This window comes from Devosia aquimaris (assembly GCF_020169335.1).
GTDB lineage: Bacteria > Pseudomonadota > Alphaproteobacteria > Rhizobiales > Devosiaceae > Devosia > Devosia aquimaris.
In genome coordinates, this window is record NZ_JAIEZN010000001.1 from 2,560,752 (window position 1) to 2,578,570 (window position 17,819).

Consider the following 17,819-nt stretch of genomic DNA (forward strand, 5'->3'; position numbering starts at 1 on the left):
CTGGCCGGCCCAAGGCGTTCAACGACGGCAAGGAAAACGAGCCACCATCCGCTACCGCCTTCGTGCTTAAAGACCACGAGAGCCGCCAGTCCGCTGCCGACCCCGTTGTTGCCATCCAAGCCACGGCAATGAGTTCCCAAAAGCTGACGTCCCTACAGCCGAGCGCTTTCCAGCCCATCCGCCATGATCTCTTGGAGACGTGAAAACCCGATGCCGGTGCCGCTCTCGCGCATGTCTCCATCAGCAGAATTGGCAAAGACAGCCTGTTCGGTGAACGTCATGATGGTCTTGCCATCCTGCCCCTCGAACTCCACCGTTACGAGCGAGGACGAAATGGGGACCTCATTGGTGCGCATCGTGTAGGCATAGACGATACGCTGGCGCGGATGGACCTCCAGAAAATGCGCCAGCATGGTCTGTTTGGTGCCATCAGGCATGCGCCAGATCACGCTCTCATGCCCGTCGACCCGGAAGTCGAAACGATCCTCGATCACCTGCCAGTCAGGATGGCAGGCGTTCCAGCGGCGCTTGAGTTCGTGTTCCGACCAGAAGCGGAAGGCATGCCCAGGACTGCCGGGCAATTCCCGCTCGATAACGAACGACCTGTGGTCAACGGTCACACCCATCAGTGATCCTTCTTCTCTGGAATCTCCGCCATCAGGTCAGCCAGACGGTCAAAGGCGGAGTTCAGTTCGCGCTGCCGCTGATCGACCCACGCCGCCAATGTGACGAAGGCGTCCTTCCGCATCTGGAAGGTCCTGGTACGGCCCGTTTTTTGGCTGACGACAATCCCGCCGTCTTCCAGCACCTTGAGATGCTTTAGCACCGCCGGCAACTGCACGGCCGCAGGAGCGGCGAGTTCCGTTACTGTTGCCGGACCCTTGCATAGGCGTTCGACAAAACCCCGACGGTACGGGTCGGCCATCACCTCGAAAAACCGGTCCAGATTGTTCTGTCCTGTCATGACATGGGTTCCAGGAAATGCGCCGGCATGGCCTCCCGATAGGGGAAGAACTTGAAATACGGCTGCGCCTCGGAAAAGACACGCCGTACAGACGGTCGCGCGAGCAGGCGTTCGAGATAGTCGCGCAGCATCGGGCGTTCATCGCCGGGCGGATGCACGATTGTGGCAAAGAACAGGGCCGGCAGCGCCGAACAATCGGCCATCGTAAAGGTATCGCCGGTGATCCATGGCCCGTTGTAGAGCTGTCCTTCGATCATCCTATAGGCCGTGTCCAGCGTAGCCCGTGCTTCCGCCACACCAAAAGGGTCCGTGGCCCCCTCGGGCCGAATGCGATCCCCGACGATCTTCTGCATCGGAACGCTGACATAGAGGTCAAAGAAGCGGTCCCAAAGGCGCACGTCGAGCTGAGGGCCAGCATCGTCAGGTATCAGGGGCACTGGGCCGGGGTAATGCCGCTGCAGGTATTCGATCATGATGCTGGTCTCTGCCACCACCCGGTTGCCCACGCTGTCATGGAGGACCGGGATCTTGCCGACGGGCCAGCGTTCGATATGCGCCGCCGCAGAACCTGGGTTCGAGAAATCAACGAGGCTGGCCTCGAACGCAATGTCATTCTCATAGAGTGCGATCAGCACCTTGTGACAAAAGGAGGCAAGCGGGTGGAGATATAAGGTCAGGCTCATGGCAAATCCATATGTTTCCTTGAGAGGAAACTATTATCTGGCCGGCAGTGCCTTGGCAATAAACTTTCCACTAATGGAAACTGATTTCAGATTGTCAAACCACGGCAGCAATGATCGACGTCAATCCAAAAGCCGCCAGTCCCTTTCCCACCCCTGCTTGGTCGTTGCAGGCGTCCAGCAGCGATGTCCGTTTTCGGGAAATCGACATGTTCGCCAAACGGCCGATAGATTGCGCCGTTCGCGCCGGTTCGCTGCAGACCCCGTATTGGCCAACGGGCCTGGTGATGCATTCGTTCGAAATGCCGCCAGGTTGACCTGAAGCGCAACGGGCAGTGCTGCCGGTTGCGGATCGATTGTTCCCGTGCCATTTTCCCTGTGTAGCGACCGCACGATCCAGGGTTGGTCTGGACGGTCATGTCGCTGCCGGTGGGTGCACGAATTATCTAGCATAGCTGGTCTGGGACGACGTGAGCTCGTCCTGCTTGTCGCTGCCCTGATGGGCCTCAGTTCCATTGCTCTCGACATCATGCTCGCCGCGCTGCCCGATATTGGCCGCGCGATGGGGACAACCGCGCCCAATCTGGCGCAGTTGACTGTGGGTGTCTTCCTTGCGGGTGCAGCCGTCGCGGCGTTCCTGGTCGGCCCGATCGCGGACGCCTATGGACGCCGCCTGCCGATCTTGGCCGGACTGACATTGTTTGTGGTCGCTTCCCTGCTCGCGCCATTCGCGCAAAGCATGGAGGTGCTGCTCGCGCTTCGCCTCGTCCAGGGGTTGGGTGTCGGCACCACACGACTGTCCCAGGCCGTCTTGCGGGATCATTTTTCCGGCAGCGAGATGGCAGAAGCCATGTCGCTGTCGTTGATGGCCTTCCTCATTCTGCCGGTCGTGGCGCCTCTGATAGGTCAGGCCATTTTGTTGGTCGCTGGCTGGCAGGCCATCTTCCTGACAATGGCGGCTCTCGGACTGGCCGTGCTGGTGTGGACATGGTGCAAACTGCCCGAGACTTTGGCGCCGGAGAACCGTCGATCCCTCAGCTTTCGCTCGATCTGGGGCGGCCTCGCCATTATCGCTAAGGACCGCAATGCCCTCGGCTATGGCTTCGCCGCCATGGTGCTGCTGGGGGCACTCTACGGCTTCATTGCCACGGCCCAGCCGGTTTATGGCGAGGCATTCGGGCTTGGAGGATTCTTCGCCTTTGCAATGGCGGCGACAGCAATTGTCCAGTCTGGAGCAGCCTTTGTCTGTTCGCGCCTCATCCGGCGCTTCGGTGCTCCGGCCATCGGCCTGATTGCCCTGTCCGCCTATGTCGGGTTTGCGGCGGTTCTGGTGGTCGCGCTGTCTCTGGATATGTTGCCCTTCTGGCTGTTCTTGTTCCTGATCACCGGGATGATGGCCATGTTCACTTGGGCCGACGCCACGCTGGGGGCCCTCTCGATGACGAACCTGGGCAAGGTTGCTGGCACCGCTGCGTCGGCATTTGGCGCCATCCAGGCCATGGGAGCCACGCTGCTCGGGTCAGTGATTGGGCAGGGCTACGATGGCACGCCGGGGTCCCTGGCATGGGGATCGCTCATTCTGGGTAGCGTCTCCCTCATGGCGATCTTCTGGGCGAGAGGGGCTCGATCCAAGGGCACGGGCCAGGCAAGGGAGCGCCCGATGTCCGCCTCTTGAACGCCGCGGCCTCAGCGACGCACGAGCCCAACCGGGGCCCTACTGGCTCTGCTGGGTAATGAACGCGTCAAACGCTGCCAGCACCTGGCCGCGGATCACATCGGTTTCCATGAACAGCTCGTGTCGCGCCCCGGCGATGACCACATGGCGGCCGATGCGCATGCGCAGGCCCAACTGCTCGATCGCGCCGGGGGAAACAACTTCGTCCCGCGCCGCGGCCAGCATCAAGAGCGGCACCTTGATGCGGGCCGGGAAGCTGTCGCTGGTCGCCTCGGCCATGGCGCCCATGGCGGCGGCCACCCAGCGCACAGTGGGAGAACCGATGCCCAGGTCCGGCCGGGCACGCAGCACATCCACCATGCGCATGTAGCGGATGAGATCGCCGGTCAGCGGATTGCCCGGGAAGGTGGCTTCCGAAGCCGGCTTGTCGGCCTTGCGGGCGACGGGCAATCGGCCTAGGCCGAAAAAGCTCAGCACTTCGGCAACCCGCGCCATGCCCGCCATGCTCAGCGGCTGCCGGTCGAGCGCCACCATGGGCGCCGAAACCAGCACGCGATCAAACATCATGCGATCATTGATGGCGGCATTGAGCGAGACCAGCCCGCCCATCGAATGGCCCACCAGATAGAACGGCGGCGGGCATTCGGGCAAAAGCATATGGCCGTGAAAGCTCTTCAGGTCCGTCCAGTAGTCCTCGAAGCGGTCGACATAGCCCAGGCTCTTGTTGCCGATCAGCCGCTCCGAGCCGCCCTGGCCGCGCCAGTCGAAGGTGGCGACGGAAAAGCCGCGCCGGCGGAAATCGGCAACGGTCTCGAAATATTTCTCGATGAACTCGGTGCGCCCTTGCACCAGGCATATCGTGCCGCGATGCGCCCCTTCCGACTTGGGCCAGATAGCATAGCGCAGGCGCACATTGTCCGAAGTGGTCATGAAGCCCACCCGTGCGCCCTCGGGCACCGGATTGGACGCAATATTGACCAGGCTGGCGTCGGGGGAGGCTTGGGATGTCATGTTATGGGCCGCTCGTGTCGATGGCTGACTTAGAGCAAACACCGGCCAAAAAGAAAACCGGCATCCCGTAGGATGCCGGCTTTCATACGACGACCCGGGCGGGGGGCGGATGACAGGGCCGCCGCAATGATCCAGGAACAATCCTGCGATCATTACCCCGTTCTAAAACAGCCGGCCTGAACCTGAACGGACCGAGACGTTCAGTCTGGGTTCACCATTGTGGCGCCGTCGCATTTTCCGCACTGTTCCGCCATTTTTGGGGTCTTGAACCGGAAAAATCCACGCCCATATCTGAGCCGTTCGCCGGATTATCCGGGAACCCCGACCTCCGATTTCTGGGCTCGCCTAATGCTGGGAGCACAACAGGAGACCACCGGGACATCCACGTTGCTTTACGGAGAATGTGACTATGCAGACCATCGATTTTTCCCCCTTCTATCGCTCGACCGTCGGCTTTGACCGCGTCTTCAACCGCCTCGATACCCTGGTGGGCCAGGAAGCTAAGACCTACCCGCCCTACAACATCGAGCGCACCGGTGAAGACGCCTACCGCATCTCGATCGCCGTCGCCGGCTTTGCCAATGGCGACATTGCCATCGAGACCAAGGAAAATAGCCTCGTCGTCAAGGGTGCCAAGCCGGCAGAAACCGCCGAGAAGGCCCGTGAATTCCTCCATCGCGGCATTGCCGAGCGCGCCTTCGAGCTGCGCTTCCAGCTGGCCGACTATGTCGAGGTTCAGGGCGCCACGCTCGAGAACGGCCTGCTTCATCTCGAACTCAAGCGCGAGCTGCCCGAGAGCAAGAAGCCGCGCACGATTCAGATCAACGCCGGCACCCAGGCCAGTATTGAGGACCAGTCGGTCAACTGATCGCCTGACTTGATATAGCCACATATCTGGCGCGCAGTACGCAAGCACTGCGCGCCTTTTGCTTTGTGGCTCCCCGCCACGCCCATCATTGGCGCGACCACCCATTTTGATTTTTATTGACAGGACGTTGTTGTGAAAACTCCATCGATTGCCCTCAAGGCTAACGCAAAATCCACCGTCATCGACATTCTCAACGCCCGCCTGGCCGACGCCATCGACCTGGCGCTCATCGTCAAGCAGGCCCATTGGAACCTCAAGGGTCCCAACTTCATCGCCGTCCATGAAATGCTCGACCCCATGCGCGCCGCCATCGACACCCATGTCGATGTGATCGCCGAGCGCATTGCCCAGCTCGATGGCATTGCCCTGGGCACCTCCCAGGTCGTCGCCAAGGCCACGGCGCTGTCGCCCTATCCCACCGATATCCGCAAGGTCACCGAGCATCTGACGGCGCTGGCCGATCGCTTTGCCACCCTGGCCAACCAGGTCCGCGAGGACATTGACGCCACCGACGAGGCTGGCGATGCCGATGCCGCCGATATCCTGACCGCCTTCTCGCGCGAGCTGGACAAGAACCTCTGGTTCATCAAGTCCCATCTCGAATAGGCAATCATAGCCATTTGGCAGACGATCAGGGGCGTTTCCAGGCGGAAGCGCCCCTTTTCCATGCGCGGCACCCCGCAATTGCCTACACTGTCCTATTGCAAAATCGGCAATGTCCTATTTTTTCCCCGCCCGGCGGACCAAAGGCGCTTGCTCCCAGTCTGGAATTATGCAAATGTGAATTCGATAGGGCAGTACAACTGTCCTATCTGACGCGTCGCCCCGCTCTCCGCGGTCAGCGCGCACGCCGGTCCGGCTGGCCCGCTAGACGATAGCGGAAACGGACAAGCGGGGCTAAACTAGCCCGAAGATGAGCGGCCATTTGGATGCAGTGCCGCTCCCCAAGCATGGACGTAGCTGCTCATCGGAGCCGTACTCGGTACGCCCCGCATGGACAGCGCGCCCGCCAGAGGACACATATGCATCCAGCCCGCCGGTTCGCCGGCACCAACAGGATGCGCGACACAGCAACAGGGCCCGGCAAAACGGGCGCGACCAGATAACGAGGACCATTGTCATGGCACACCCGCGGAACGGAACCCACTCTCCCGTCACGGCGAGCACTGCCAATGTCAAAACCTTGATCCGTGACGGTCGCCGCGTTGCCACAGGTCGCCCCGAGGCGCAGGGTCTGTATGATCCGGCCAACGAGCATGATGCCTGCGGCATCGGCATGATTGCCAACATCAAGAACAAGCCCAGCCACGAAGTGGTCGAAAAGGGTCTCGAAATCCTCGAGAACCTCGAACACCGCGGTGCCGTGGGCGCCGATCCGCTGATGGGCGACGGCGCCGGCATCCTGGTGCAGACCCCGCATGCCTTCTTCAAGAAGGTGCTGCCCTTCGCGCTGCCCGAAAAGCACAACTATGCCGTGGCCATGCTGTTCTATCCCAACACCGAGGGGCTGCGCGACCGCGTGGCGCCCGTGGTGCGGTCCTGCCTGGAATCGGAAGGCCTGGCCCTGCTGGGCGAGCGCGTCGTGCCCACCAACAATTCCAAGCTCTCGGCCGGCGTCATTGCCACCCAGCCGATCATCGAACAGATGGTCATCGCCCGCCCCGAGGGCCTGAGCCTCGACGAGTTCGAGCGCAAGCTGCTCATCGTGCGCAAGGTGATCTCCAACACCGTCTATGCGCAGATCCCTGAGTCCGCTGGCGACAACGGCTTTTACGTTGTCTCCATGTCGGCCCGCACCATCGTCTACAAGGGCATGTTCCTGGCCGACCAGCTGGGCGCCTTCTATGTCGATCTGCATGATGACGACTTCGAAAGCGCCATTGCCCTGGTGCACCAGCGCTTTTCGACCAACACCTTCCCGTCCTGGAAGCTGGCCCATCCCTATCGCATGACCACGCACAATGGTGAGATCAACACCATCCGCGGCAACGTCAACTGGATGGCCGCGCGCCAGGCCTCGGTGTCCTCGCCCAAGTTCGGCGACGACATCACCAAGATCTGGCCGATCTCCTATGAGGGCCAGTCCGACACCGCCTGCTTTGACAACGCGCTCGAATTCCTCGTGCGTGGCGGCTATTCGCTGCCCCATGCGGCCATGATGCTGATCCCCGAAGCCTGGGCCGGCAATCCGCTGATGGATGAGACGCGCCGCAGCTTCTATGAATACCACGCCGCCCTGATGGAACCCTGGGACGGCCCGGCCGCCATGTCGCTCAGCGACGGCCGCTATGTCGTCGCCACGCTCGACCGCAATGGTCTGCGCCCCGCCCGCTATTTGGTGACCAAGGAAGGCCACGTGGTCCTCGCCTCCGAATCGGGTGTGCTGACCATTCCCGATGAGGACATTGTCGAGCGTTGGCGCCTGCAGCCCGGCCGCATGCTGCTGATCGACCTGGAAGAAGGCCGCATCATCTCCGACGAAGAGATCAAGCGGACCCTGGCCACCAAGCATCCCTATGCCGAGTGGCTGGCGCGCAGCCAGATCGTGCTCGAAGACCTGCCCGAAACCGCGCCCAAGGCCCCGGTGACCACCGAGAGCCTGCTCGATCGCATGCAGGCCTTTGGCTATACCCAGGAAGACATCAAGATCCTGATGGCGCCCATGGCCACCACCGGCCAGGAAGCCGTGGGCTCGATGGGCACCGATACGCCCATTTCCGCGCTGAGCCAGAAGTCCAAGCTGCTCTACACCTATTTCAAGCAGAACTTCGCCCAGGTGACCAATCCGCCCATAGACCCGATCCGCGAGGAATCGGTGATGAGCCTGGTCAGCTTCATCGGCCCGCGCCCCAATATTCTCGATCTCGAAGGCAGCTCGCGCGAAAAGCGTCTCGAGGTGCGTCAGCCCGTGCTCACCAATGAGGATCTCGAAAAGATCCGCGCCATTGGCGACATGGAAGACAACCAGTTCAAGACGCTGACCATCGACATCACCTACCCCGCCGACCAGGGCGCGGCAGGCATGGAAGCCGCTATTGCCGCCATCTGCGAAAAGGCAGAGGCAGCGGTGCGTGGCGAGTACAACATCATTATCCTGTCCGACCGGCTGGTCGCGGCCGACCGCATCGCCATTCCGGCGCTGCTGGCCACCGCCGCCGTGCACCATCACCTGATCCGCAAGGGCCTGCGCACCTCGTCGGGCCTGGTGGTGGAAACCGGCGAAGCCCGCGAAATGCACCATTTCGCCATGCTGGCCGGCTATGGCGCCGAAGCCATCAACCCCTATCTCGCCTTCGAGACGCTCTCGGCCCTGCATGCCGAAGGCGAGTTCCCGGCCGAGGTCGACGCCCATGAAGTGGTCTACCGCTACATCAAGAGCGTGGGTAAGGGCCTGCTCAAGGTGATGTCCAAGATGGGCATTTCCACCTACCAGTCCTACTGCGGCGCGCAGATCTTTGATGCCGTCGGTCTCTCGACCGAATTCGTCCAGCGCTTCTTCTTTGGCACCGCCACCACCATCGAGGGCGTGGGCCTCAGTGAAGTCGCCGAGGAAACCGTGCGGCGCCATGCCGACGCCTTTGGCGACGACATCGTGCTGCGCAAGGCGCTCGATGTGGGCGGCGAATATATGTACCGCATCCGCGGCGAAAAGCATGCCTGGAGCCCCGATGTGGTGGCCGACCTGCAGCATGCCGTGCGCACCCATGACGAGTCGCCCGAGAACGCCCAGGAGCGCTACAACAGCTTTGCCCGCCGCGTGAACAGCGGCGAGAATGGCTATCTGGCCATCCGCAACCTGTTCGACATCAAGCCGCTCGGCACCGCCGTGCCGCTCGACGAGGTCGAACCGGCCAGCGAGATCGTCAAGCGTTTCGTCACCGGCGCCATGAGCTTCGGCTCGATCAGCCGCGAGGCGCATACCACGCTCGCCAAGGCGATGAACCGCATTGGCGGCAAGTCCAACACCGGTGAAGGCGGCGAAGAGCCCGATCGCTACAAGCCCCTGCCCGATGGCTCGGCCAACCCCATGCGCTCGGCCATCAAGCAGATCGCCTCGGGCCGCTTTGGCGTCACCACCGAATATCTGGTCAATGCCGACCAGCTGCAGATCAAGGTCGCCCAGGGTGCCAAGCCCGGCGAAGGCGGTCAGCTGCCCGGTCACAAGGTCGACTGGATCGTCGCCAAGACCCGTCACTCCACCCCCGGCGTGGGCCTGATCAGCCCGCCGCCGCACCACGACATCTATTCCATCGAAGATCTGGCCCAGCTGATCTACGACCTCAAGAACGTCAACGAGCGCGCCGATATCTCGGTCAAGCTGGTGTCGGAAGTGGGCGTGGGGACCGTTGCGGCCGGCGTCGCAAAGGCGCGCGCCGACCACATCACCATCTCGGGCTATGACGGTGGCACGGGCGCGTCCCCGCTGACCTCGCTCAAGCATGCTGGCGGCCCCTGGGAAATCGGCCTGGCCGAAACCCACCAGACCCTGGTGCTCAACCGCCTGCGCAGCCGCGTGCGGCTGCAGGTCGATGGTGGCCTCAAGACCGGCCGCGACGTGCTGATCGGGGCCCTGTTGGGTGCCGACGAGTTCGGCTTCTCCACCGCGCCGCTGATCGCGGCCGGCTGCATCATGATGCGCAAGTGCCATCTCAACACCTGTCCGGTTGGCGTTGCCACCCAGGACCCGGTGCTGCGCAAGCGCTTCAAGGGCACGCCCGAGCATGTCATCAACTACTTCTTCTTCATCGCCGAAGAGCTGCGCGGCCTGATGGCCGAGCTGGGTGCCCGCACCCTGCAGGATCTCATCGGCCGCTCGGACCTGCTCGATCACAAGCATCTCAAGGACTACTGGAAGAGCGAAGGCATCGACTTCACCAAGCTGTTCTACAAGCCCGAGCCGCTCGGTGGCGACACGCTCTACCACTCCGAGACGCAGAACCATCACCTCGAATCCGTGCTCGACCGCCAGCTGGTCGAGCTGGCCGAACCGGCGCTCGCCCGCGGCGAAGCCGTGCAGATCGACCTGCCCATCCGCAGCCGCGACCGCTCCGCCGGCGCCATGCTGTCGGGCGCGCTGGCGACCCGCTACGGCCACGAAGGTCTGCCGGACGACACCATTTCGATCACCCTGCGGGGCACCGCCGGGCAGAGCTTTGGCGCCTTCCTGGGCAGGGGCATCTCCATCGACATGATTGGCGACGCCAATGACTATGTCGGCAAGGGTCTCTCGGGTGGCCGCATCGTCGTGCGCCCGTCCGACAAGGCGAGCTTTGTGCCCGAGAAGTCCATCATCGTGGGCAACACCGTGCTCTATGGCGCCATTGCCGGCGAGTGCTACTTCCGCGGTGTGGCCGGCGAACGCTTCGCCGTGCGCAACTCGGGCGCCATTGCGGTGGTCGAGGGCACGGGCGATCACGGCTGTGAATATATGACCGGCGGCGTGGTCGTGGTCATCGGCCCGACCGGACGCAACTTCGCCGCCGGCATGAGCGGTGGCGTGGCCTATGTGCTCGACGAAGACGAGACCTTCCGCGACCGCTGCAACCTGGCCATGGTCGACCTCGAGCCGGTGGCCGAGGAAGAGGCGCTGATGCAGCAGATCCACCACCATGGTGGGGACCTCGAATGGCATGGCCGTGTCGACATTTCCGGCGACATGACCAAGCATGACGACGAACGCCTGCACCAGCTGATTTCCAATCACCTGCACTACACCGGCTCGACGCGCGCCAAATTCATTCTCGACCACTGGGTCGAAATGCGCCCCAAGTTCGTCAAGGTCATGCCGGTCGAATACCGCCGGGCGATCAAGGAAATGGAAAAGAAGCGGGCCTCTGGCGCCATCGGCGCGGCTGCGGAATAGGGAGAGCAAAATGGGTAAGGTAACAGGCTTTCTCGAGATCGAGCGCGAAGAGCCCCGGTATGAACCGGCCTCCGACCGCATCCGCCACTTTGGCGAATTCACCATTCCCATGAGTGAAGGCCGCATTGTCGACCAGGCAGCGCGCTGCATGGATTGCGGCATTCCCTTCTGCCATGGCGACACCGGCTGCCCGGTGCACAACCAGATCCCCGACTGGAACGATCTGGTCTACAACGGCGACTGGGAAGAGGCGGCGCGCAATCTGCACTCCACCAACAACTTCCCCGAGTTCACCGGCCGTATCTGCCCGGCCCCCTGCGAGGAAGCCTGCACGCTCAACCTCGAGGACGTGCCCGTCGCCATCAAGACGGTAGAACAGGCCATTGCCGACCGCGCCATCCGCTCCGGCTGGGTCAAGCCGCAGATCGCAGCGCACAAGACCGGCAAGTCGGTCGGCGTCGTCGGCTCGGGCCCGGCCGGCATGGCGGCTGCCCAGCAGCTCGCCCGCGCCGGCCATGATGTGCATCTCTACGAACGCGAGCCCAAGGCTGGCGGGCTGATGCGCTATGGCATTCCCGACTTCAAGATGGAAAAGGACCACATCGACTTCCGCGTCGAGCAGATGCAGGCCGAGGGCGTGACCTTCCACTATGGCGTCAATGTCGGCGTCACCACGCCGCTCTCCGAGCTGCAGGCCAAGCACGACGCCGTGCTGCTCTGCGGCGGCGCCGAGAAGCCGCGCGATGTTGATGCCGAGGGCACCAATCTCAATGGCGTGCACTATGCCATGCCGTTCCTCGTGCAGCAGAACCGTCGCCTCGGCGGCGAGGATGTGTCGAGCCAGCTGCAGCTGACCGCTGCCGGCAAGCATGTCGTGGTGGTGGGCGGTGGCGATACCGCGTCTGACTGCGTCGGCACCAGCTTCCGCCAGGGCGCCATTGCCGTCACCCAGCTCGACGTGCGCCCCATGCCGCCCGAGCTGGAAAACAAGCTGACCAACTGGCCCAACTGGGCGGTCAAGATGCGCACCTCGTCGTCGCAGGCCGAAGGCGCCATCCGCGAATTCGCCGCCGGCACCATGAAGATCATTGGCAATGCCAAGGGTCAGGTGACGGGCGTCGAATGCGCCCGCGTCGATCGCAAGCGTCAGCCCATCCCCGGCACCGAATTCGTCATCAAGGCCGATCTGGTTCTGCTGGCCATCGGCTTTGCCTCGCCGGTGCACGAGGGCATGCTGACCGAGCTGGGCGCCCAGCTCGACAAGCGCGGCAATCTCTTCGCCGACACCATGAGCTACAAGACCACCGTTCCCAAGGTCTATGCCGCCGGCGACATGCGCCGTGGCCAGTCCCTGGTGGTCTGGGCCATCCGCGAGGGCCGCCAGGCCGCTCGCTCCATCGACTTCGACCTGATGGGCAAGACCGCCCTGCCGCGCTAGGCGGCTCTCGTACCGCCCACCTGACCTCCCCCTGAAAGGGGGAGGGACTTATCGAGTGTGGGGCACGATCTCGTCTCACCCACCGAACGATCCCTCCCCCTTCAGGGGGAGGTTAGGTGGGGGACTGCCAAGGTGGGAACATCATCGCGATCTCACCGTCGCCGTCATCACCCGGCTCGTCCGGGTGATCCATAGCCGGGCCTGGTGATCGATTGTCCCGCCAATCCCCCAAATCCCCCCATCGACGCCATCGCTGTGCGCCATGCGCCTGTTTGGCTACCGAACCGGTCAGCACTCTGCTAACACTTCGCTCCAAAATGCTGCGCCCCAACCACCGGGGTGCTACACGGATCCTGCCATGACCCAGAAGCCCTATGTCGTCGATGAACTGATCTCGGCCAAAGCCATTGCCGCCCGTGTCGAGGCGCTGGCCAAGGAGATTTCCGCCCATTTCGCCGATACCGACAAGCTGGTCGTCGTCGGCCTGCTGCGCGGCTCGTTCATCTTCATCGCCGACCTGGTGCGCGAGCTCGACCTGCCGGTGGAGGTCGATTTCCTCGAAGCCTCATCCTATGGCAATGCCATGGAATCGAGCCGGGAAGTGCGTATTCTCAAGGATTTGCGCGGCGAGATCGCCGGCCGCGACGTGCTGGTGGTCGAGGACATCGTCGACACCGGCTACACCCTCAAGCACGTGCTGGAAATCCTTGAGACGCGTCACCCGCGCCGCATGGAAGTCTGTGCCCTGCTCAACAAGCCCAGCCGGCGCGAGACCGAGGTCAACGCCAAATGGGTAGGCTTTGATATTCCAGACAAATTTGTCGTCGGCTATGGCATCGACTATGCCCAGCGCAACCGCAACCTGCCCCACATCGGCGCGGTGCGGTTCGTCGAAGACAACTAACGCCCGACGTTTTCCGCGGCCACTGGCGCGGCCCCCACGCCAAAGGCATCGACCCGCCCGACCGGCGCATTGACCAGGTCCTCGAGCGTGAACGGCGCCGCCGGCGGCTGCGCCCGCCCGGCCAGCAGCAGGTCATCGGCCCGCACCGCCACCCGGCTGATCGGGATCACCGCTCCGGCCACTTCGAGCAGCCGCGTCTGTCCCAGCCCCTGATAGGGCGGGCGCAGCATGGCCGCGGCATCGGTGCCGGCCAGCGGGTCGGCTGCCGCCAGCGTGGTGCCGGCGCCGCGATAGAAGCTCTTGACCGTCTGGCTGAGATAAAAGGCCAGCTTGTCAGCGCCAGCGGCGGCGAAATGGATGCCGTCATCCTTGCGCATGCGGGCGTTCTGCCCGTTCACATCCGGCCCATAGGAGGAATATTTGCCGTCCTCGCCCAGAAAACGCTCATAGATATCAAGATATTCCGCCCCGCCGGCAAAGCTGGCCAACCGCTGGATATTGGCGATCTTGCTCATGGCGGCTGAATATTCGGTCTTGGACATGGGCGGCAGGCCCAGCCAGATCACCGGCTTGCGGGCCGCGCGTAACTGGGCCAGGAAATCGGTGATGCGCGCCTGATAGGCCGAGTTCCAGGCATCGGACAGCGGGGCCAGCGTCTCGCCATTGGCGGACAGCTCCTGCCGGTCATTGATGCCGATCATCACCACTGCCAGATCAAAACTATTGGCGGCGATCTGCTCGCCGATGGCCTTGTTCCAGTCGAAATAGTCCGCGCGCACGAAGCCCGAGGAACTGACGCCCTGGTTGATGACCACCAGATTGGCGTCCTCGGCATAATAGCGCTCCAGCGCCTTGCTGAGATCGATGGCCAGGGAATCCCCAAAGACGGCGAGGCGCGTGGCATCAGCTGCCTTCTCCACCTGCGGCTTGGGCGGCGGCAGGGCGGCCGTGGCGGCAGGAGCCGTGCGCTTCTGCGGCTTTTGCTCCTGCACCGGTTCCGGCTCGGGCTCGCCGAACAGCAGGTCAAAAAGCGTCCGGCGCTTCTGCGCCTGCGCCACCTGCACGGCGCCATTGTCCTGCGCAAGGACGGGCGCGATGTCCACCAGCACGAACAGCCCGATCAGCAATGTCAGAACCCAGCGGCGCATGCTCAATCCACGTCTCGACAACCAGCCTGTCCTAGCAAACCCCGGCGCGGCGCACCATGCCGGTCGCTTGCTTGTTATTGCCCGCCGGCAAGGGCGGTGTAGGCCGCCGCAGTTATGAAGCCGTCGGCCACCTCGCCGCGGCTGGCCTGGAAGCGCGCATAGGCCTCCTGCGTGACCGGACCCAGCCGCCCATCCACCGCGCCCTGATAGAGCCCCAGCCCGATCAGCGCCTGCTGGATGGCTTTGCGCTGGTTGAGATTGGGTAATTTGGTGCTGCGCGGCCAATCGGCGACAAAGCCCTTGCTGCCCTTGAGCCGGTCGGCCAGATGCGCCACGCTCAGCGCATAGCTGTCGGAAAAATTGTAGCCCTTGAGCACCAGATAGTTCTGCGTCATCAGGAATTTCGGGCCATTCTTGCCCGCTGGCACATAGAGAAATACCGGCAGATTGGGATCGGCAAAAACCCGGCCCGCCACCCGCTGCACCCCGCGCTCAGCAAAGAATGACACCGGGCGCATTTCGGTGCGCGTAGCCAGCAGATAGTCAAAGCCCTCGGGCACGGCGACCTCCATGCCCCAGTCCAGCCCCGGCTGATAGCCCAGCCCGCGCAGATAGCGGGCGCTGGTGGCCAGGGCATCGGTCAGCGAATGGTGCAGGTCCACCGCGCCATCGCCGTCGCCATCCGTACCATAGGCCAGCACATTGGACGGATTGACCTGGAGGTGCCCGATCGCGCCGGCCCAGGAGCCGACCAGATGGCTGGCATCGAGCGGCCCGCGTTGCAGCAGCTTGAGTGCCGCGATGAGATCGGCTTCGTCTTCGGCCAGCCGGCTGCGCCGCTGATGCACCACTGTCGCCAGCGAGCGCACGATGGGGCGGATCAGGCCGGCATTGTCAAGCACCGCGCCATAGTCGGTTTCCATGCCCCAGATGGCGCCCAGAATGGCCGGGTCGACGCCATAGGCCTCGCCCACCGAGGCAAACAGCCCCGCGTTGCGCGCCATGGCCGCCTGGCCGCGCGATATGCGGCCCGAGGTGACCCGCCCCTCGATATAGTCCCACATCGGCGTGGTGAACTCGGGCTGGCTGCTGACCAGATTGGGCACCTTGGGGTCGGGGGCCATCCCGCGCATGGACGCGTCATAGACCGATGCGTCAACGCCCGCCGCCAGCGCCTTGGCGCGAAAACCGGCAACAAAGCTGTCAAAGCTCTCGATCGGCTGGGCCGCCGCCGGCAGGCACAGCATCACAAAGGCAAGTGCGGCCAGACGCATGCTGCCGCTCCCCGGAAACTAGCGGTTGCGCACCATCAGGTGCTTTTCCCAAGCATAGGCGGATTCGACGATCTCGGTAAGGTCGGCGTGCTGGGGCACCCAGCCGAGCACCGAACGCACCTTCTCGCCCGTCGCCGTGATCGAGGCCGGGTCACCAGCACGGCGCGGGCCTTCATCGGCGCGGATATTGACGCCGGTGACCTTGCGCACGGTCTCGACCACCTCGCGCACCGAATAGCCACGACCATAGGCGCAGTTCAGCGTCTGGCTCTCGCCGCCGCCACGCAGATGCTTGAGCAGCAGCGCATGGGCAGCGATCAGGTCGGTAACATGGATATAGTCGCGCACGCCGGTGCCATCGGGCGTCTCGAAATCGGTGCCGAAGATATCCATTTTCTCGCGCTGGCCCAGCGCAGCCTGGCAGGCGACCTTGATCAGATGCGTCGCCGTTGGTGACGACTGGCCACTGCGGCCCTGCGGATCGGCACCGGCGACGTTGAAATAGCGCAGCACGCCATAGGTGATAGGGTGTGCCACCGCGACATCGGCCAGCATCAGCTCGGTCATCAGCTTGGATCGGCCATAGGGCGAAATGGGGTTGAGCGGGGTGGTTTCCACCACCGGGGCCAGACCCGTCATGCCATAGACAGCCGCGGTCGAGGAGAAGATGAAATGCTTGACCCCGCCCTTGACGGCGGCCTCGATCAGGCTGCGCGAGGTGGCGGTGTTGTTGGCGTAGTATTTGAGCGGATCGACCACCGATTCCGGCACCACGATGGAGCCGGCGAAATGGATGATCTCGGTGATGCCGTGCTTCTTGATCAGCCCCAGAACGAAGTCGACGTCGCCGGCATTGCCCTGCTCGAACTCGGCCCGACCATCGATGGCCCAGTCAAAGCCGGTGACCAGATTGTCGAGCACAACGACCTTCTCGCCGGCGTCGGCGAGGTTGAGAACCATATGGCTGCCGATATAGCCGGCGCCACCGGTAACCAAGACAGCCATTTCCTCTAACCCCTAAGATTGCAACGAAAATCAGGCTGGTGATAATGTAAAGAGATTGAGATAGCTTTACCGTTGCACCGCCATGGAGTGAGCCCTTTGCCAAAGCGCGTCAGAACCGCCGTCTTTCCGGTTGCAGGCCTGGGGACACGCTTCCTCCCTGCCACAAAAGCGCTTCCCAAGGAAATGCTCACCGTGGTGGATCGACCGCTGATCCAATATGCCGTGGACGAGGCACGCGAAGCCGGCATCGAGCATTTCGTGTTCGTCACCGGTCGCAACAAGGGCGTCATCGAGGACCATTTCGATCGTCAGTTCGAGCTGGAAACCACGCTCGAAGCCCGCGGCAAGACCAAGGCGCTCGAAGCCCTGCGCAAGGACCTGCCCTCGGCCGGCCGCACCAGCTTTACCCGTCAGCAGGAACCGCTCGGCCTGGGCCACGCCGTCTGGTGCGCCCGCGAGATCGTGGGCAACAATCCCTTCGCCCTGCTGCTGCCCGACATGATCTTCCGCGCCCAGCCGGGCGTGCTGCGCCAGATGATCGACGCCTACGAGGACGAGGAAAACGGCGGCAACGTCATTGGTGTCGAGGAATGCGCCTGGGAGGATGTTTCCTCCTATGGCGTGGTGGTCCGCGGCCCCGGCCCCGATACGGGCTTTGCCATCAATGGCATGGTCGAAAAGCCCAAGCGTGAAGAGGCGCCGTCCAACCTGTTCATCTCCGGCCGCTACATCCTGCAGCCCGAGATCTTCAACCTTTTGGCCGACCAGACCAAGGGCGCGGGCGGGGAAATCCAGCTCACCGACGCCATGCAGGTGCTGATGCAGGAACAACGCTTCACCGGCGTCAAATACGAAGGCAAGGTGTTCGACTGCGGCTCCAAGCTCGGCTTCCTGACGGCCAATGTGTTGTTCGCCCTGGACCGCGAGGATATCCGCGACGGCTTCCTCAAGGAGCTGCGCAACCTCGATCTCTCCGACAAGCTCTAGCC

At 63.2% G+C, this 17,819-nt stretch carries 14 protein-coding genes; 7 read left to right on the forward strand and 7 right to left on the reverse strand.

Going from position 1 to position 17,819, the window contains the following annotated elements:
- Positions 1-152: 152 nt before the first annotated feature.
- From K1177_RS12295 to K1177_RS12305, 3 genes are read right to left on the reverse strand one after another with little or no spacing between them, the layout of a single operon-like run.
- Positions 153-626 (reverse strand): SRPBCC domain-containing protein, encoded by a 474-nt coding sequence (locus tag K1177_RS12295; protein WP_224703570.1) that lies wholly within the window; start codon positions 624-626, stop codon positions 153-155.
- Positions 626-964 carry an ArsR/SmtB family transcription factor gene (locus tag K1177_RS12300; protein ID WP_224703571.1) on the reverse strand — a complete coding sequence of 113 codons (339 nt, stop codon included), beginning with the start codon at positions 962-964 and terminating at the stop codon, positions 626-628. Before K1177_RS12300 ends, K1177_RS12295 begins: the two co-directional genes overlap by 1 nt.
- A complete protein-coding gene (locus K1177_RS12305) occupies positions 961-1,647 on the reverse strand; it encodes a glutathione S-transferase family protein (RefSeq protein ID WP_224703572.1) in 687 nt (228 codons plus the stop codon). The genes K1177_RS12300 and K1177_RS12305 overlap by 4 nt, the downstream gene beginning before the upstream one ends.
- A 496-nt stretch (positions 1,648-2,143) precedes the next feature.
- On the opposite strand from K1177_RS12305, the gene K1177_RS12310 reads away from it, so the two are divergent.
- Positions 2,144-3,319, forward strand: a complete 1,176-nt coding sequence (locus K1177_RS12310; protein WP_224703573.1) for a multidrug effflux MFS transporter — start codon at positions 2,144-2,146, stop codon at positions 3,317-3,319.
- Positions 3,320-3,358: 39 nt separating this feature from the next.
- Here the strand turns inward: K1177_RS12310 and K1177_RS12315 are convergent, their stop codons facing one another.
- A complete protein-coding gene (locus K1177_RS12315) occupies positions 3,359-4,330 on the reverse strand; it encodes an alpha/beta fold hydrolase (protein WP_224703574.1) in 972 nt (323 codons plus the stop codon).
- Positions 4,331-4,739: 409 nt separating this feature from the next.
- Between K1177_RS12315 and K1177_RS12320 the strand changes: the two genes are divergently transcribed.
- The 5 genes from K1177_RS12320 (at position 4,740) to hpt (ending at position 13,403) form a co-directional block, all read left to right on the forward strand.
- The gene (locus K1177_RS12320; RefSeq protein WP_224703575.1) at positions 4,740-5,198 is read left to right on the forward strand and encodes an Hsp20 family protein; all 459 of its coding nucleotides are present in this window, start codon (positions 4,740-4,742) and stop codon (positions 5,196-5,198) included.
- A gap of 132 nt (positions 5,199-5,330) precedes the next feature.
- Positions 5,331-5,804 carry a DNA starvation/stationary phase protection protein Dps gene (gene dps / locus K1177_RS12325; RefSeq protein WP_224703576.1) on the forward strand — a complete coding sequence of 158 codons (474 nt, stop codon included), beginning with the start codon at positions 5,331-5,333 and terminating at the stop codon, positions 5,802-5,804.
- A 514-nt stretch (positions 5,805-6,318) separates the two neighbouring features.
- Positions 6,319-11,061 carry a glutamate synthase large subunit gene (gene gltB / locus K1177_RS12330; protein ID WP_224703577.1) on the forward strand — a complete coding sequence of 1,581 codons (4,743 nt, stop codon included), beginning with the start codon at positions 6,319-6,321 and terminating at the stop codon, positions 11,059-11,061.
- 10 nt (positions 11,062-11,071) lie between these two features.
- The gene (locus K1177_RS12335; RefSeq protein ID WP_224703578.1) at positions 11,072-12,499 is read left to right on the forward strand and encodes a glutamate synthase subunit beta; all 1,428 of its coding nucleotides are present in this window, start codon (positions 11,072-11,074) and stop codon (positions 12,497-12,499) included.
- A gap of 358 nt (positions 12,500-12,857) precedes the next feature.
- Positions 12,858-13,403 (forward strand): hypoxanthine phosphoribosyltransferase, encoded by a 546-nt coding sequence (hpt, locus tag K1177_RS12340; RefSeq protein ID WP_224703579.1) that lies wholly within the window; start codon positions 12,858-12,860, stop codon positions 13,401-13,403.
- Here the strand turns inward: hpt and K1177_RS12345 are convergent.
- The 3 genes from K1177_RS12345 to galE form a co-directional block, all read right to left on the reverse strand.
- On the reverse strand, positions 13,400-14,551 hold the full coding sequence (locus K1177_RS12345; RefSeq protein ID WP_224703580.1) for an SGNH/GDSL hydrolase family protein: 1,152 nt from the start codon (positions 14,549-14,551) through the stop codon (positions 13,400-13,402). The two genes, hpt and K1177_RS12345, sit on opposite strands and share 4 nt — an antisense overlap.
- A gap of 74 nt (positions 14,552-14,625) precedes the next feature.
- Entirely contained in the window at positions 14,626-15,825 is a 1,200-nt protein-coding gene (locus K1177_RS12350; RefSeq protein ID WP_224703581.1) for a lytic murein transglycosylase, read from the reverse strand.
- An 18-nt stretch (positions 15,826-15,843) separates the two neighbouring features.
- On the reverse strand, positions 15,844-16,830 hold the full coding sequence (gene galE / locus K1177_RS12355) for a UDP-glucose 4-epimerase GalE (protein WP_224703582.1): 987 nt from the start codon (positions 16,828-16,830) through the stop codon (positions 15,844-15,846).
- 96 nt (positions 16,831-16,926) lie between these two features.
- Between galE and galU the strand changes: the two genes are divergently transcribed.
- Positions 16,927-17,817: a UTP--glucose-1-phosphate uridylyltransferase GalU gene (gene galU / locus K1177_RS12360; protein ID WP_224703583.1), complete on the forward strand. Its 891-nt coding sequence runs from the start codon at positions 16,927-16,929 to the stop codon at positions 17,815-17,817.
- The last annotated feature ends 2 nt before the right edge of the window (positions 17,818-17,819 follow it).